2 protein-coding genes and 1 pseudogene are annotated in these 1,796 nt (G+C 76.5%); all 3 read right to left on the reverse strand.

Annotated elements, in window-relative coordinates; all coding sequences use genetic code 11:
* Positions 1 to 180, reverse strand: a pseudogene (locus AC0CYZ_RS32315) (MATE family efflux transporter); the annotation flags it as partial.
* Between the two features lie 100 nt (positions 181 to 280).
* Positions 281 to 1,234: a DHH family phosphoesterase gene (locus tag AC0CYZ_RS32320; RefSeq protein ID WP_472222482.1), complete on the reverse strand. Its 954-nt coding sequence runs from the start codon at positions 1,232 to 1,234 to the stop codon at positions 281 to 283.
* Between the two features lie 35 nt (positions 1,235 to 1,269).
* Positions 1,270 to 1,770 carry a 30S ribosome-binding factor RbfA gene (gene rbfA, locus AC0CYZ_RS32325; RefSeq protein WP_472222484.1) on the reverse strand — a complete coding sequence of 167 codons (501 nt, stop codon included), beginning with the start codon at positions 1,768 to 1,770 and terminating at the stop codon, positions 1,270 to 1,272.
* Positions 1,771 to 1,796 lie beyond the last annotated feature (26 nt).

A 1,796-nucleotide genomic window follows, 5' to 3' on the forward strand; every position in this document is an offset into this window, starting at 1 on the left:
CGCGCCCCCGGGCCCGAGCACGCCCGCGCCGACGGCGACCGCCCCCAGCGCCACCGCGCCGAGCCGCCCGACGACGGCGGTGGCCACGAGCAGGTAGAGCGGCTCGGCGACGAGGACGACGAGGGCCGCCGCCGAGAGGGACAGGACCCGGCCCGGCCCGGCGTCGAGGGAGACGCTCATCGGGGGTCGAGGCCGAGGCCGGGGCCGGGGCGACGAAGTGGGAAAACTGTCACTGGGTGCAAGCGTCGACGCTTCGCTGGCAGCCGGGGGTGGTGAGCGGTCACAGCAGCGGGGCCGCCGCCAGGGCCCGGCGGACGTCGGCGACCACGTCGGCGGCGTCGGGGGTGCGGCTGTCGACGGTGAACCCGGACGCCGCCCGGTGCCCGCCGCCGCCCATCGCGATCGCGGCCGCGGCCACGTCCACCCGGCCCTTGCCGCGCAGCGAGGCGGTCCAGCGCGACGGCCCGACCTCCTTGAGCACCATCGCGACCTCGGCCTCGGCGGTGGTGCGCAGGACGTCGATGATGCTCTCCACCTCCTCCTGGCGGCCGCCGGCGATGTGCTCGGCCCGCGCGCACGCCCACACCAGGCCGAGCCCGCGGGCCTCGTCGGGCTCGAGGGTGGCGGTGGCGAGCACCGACGAGAGCATCCCCAGCCAGGAGAACGGGTGGGTGTCGAGCAGCGGGCGGGTCACCGCCTCCGCGTCCACCCCCGCGACGAGCAGGCGCGCGGCCATGTCGTGGGTGGCGGGCGAGGCGGCCCGGAAGTTGCGGGTGTCGGTGACGAGACCCGCGTAGAGGCAGCGGGCGATGGGGAGGTCGACGGGGGCGCCGAGCGCGTCGAGGAGGCCGAGGACGATCACCGCGGTTGCCTCGGCGTCGGGCTCGACGTAGTTGGCCGTGCCGAACCCGGCGTTGGACACGTGGTGGTCGATGACGAGGGTCGCGCCGGCGTGCTGCACGCGGGAGGCCAGCGGGCCGAGCCGGTCGAGGCTGCCGGTGTCGAGCACGACGAGCAGCTCCGGCGCCTCCGCGACCCGGCCCGCGGGCACGACCAGGTCGGCGACGTCGAGGTCGCGCAACGACTCGGCGGCGCGCTCGGGCGCGCCGAACGAGACGTGCACCCGGGCGCCGCGCCGGTGCAGCGCGAGACCGAGGGCCAGCGCGCTGCCGAGGGCGTCGGCGTCGGGGTTGACGTGGGCGAGCAGGACGACCTCGTGGGCCGCCGCGAGCATCGCGGCGGCCTCGTCACGTCCGACCGCCCGGGACGTCACCGCGCCGGGCCGTCGAGCGCGTCCGGGACGTCCGCGAGCTCCTCGTCGAGGTCGTCGAGCTCGTCGAGGTCGTCGTCCTCGCGCGGCTTGCGGTAGGGGTCGGGCTCCCCGGCGTAGCTGGCCGCGGCGGCCTGCGAGGCGACCTCCTCGTCCGCCGCCCGGGCGCCCGCGAGGAGCTCCTCCATGCGCGCGGCACCCTCGGGGACCGCGTCGAGCACGAACTCGATCGACGGCGTGTGCCGGACCCCGGTCTGGCGACCGACGGCGGTCCGGACGACGCCCTTGGCGCTCTCCAGCGCGATGCCGCTGGCCTGCCGGGCGTTGTCGTCGCCGTAGACGGTGTAGAACACCGTCGCCTCCCGCAGGTCCGCGGTGAGCCGGGCGTCGGTGATGGTGACCATCGCCAGGCGCGGGTCCTTCACCTCGTGCTCGAGCGTCGAGGCGACGATCTGGATGATCCGCTTGGCGAGCCGTCGGGCCCGCGGGGCGTCGGCCATCTCGGCCTTCCTCCTGGGAGCGTCAC

This window comes from Actinomycetospora sp. (genome assembly GCF_055612215.1).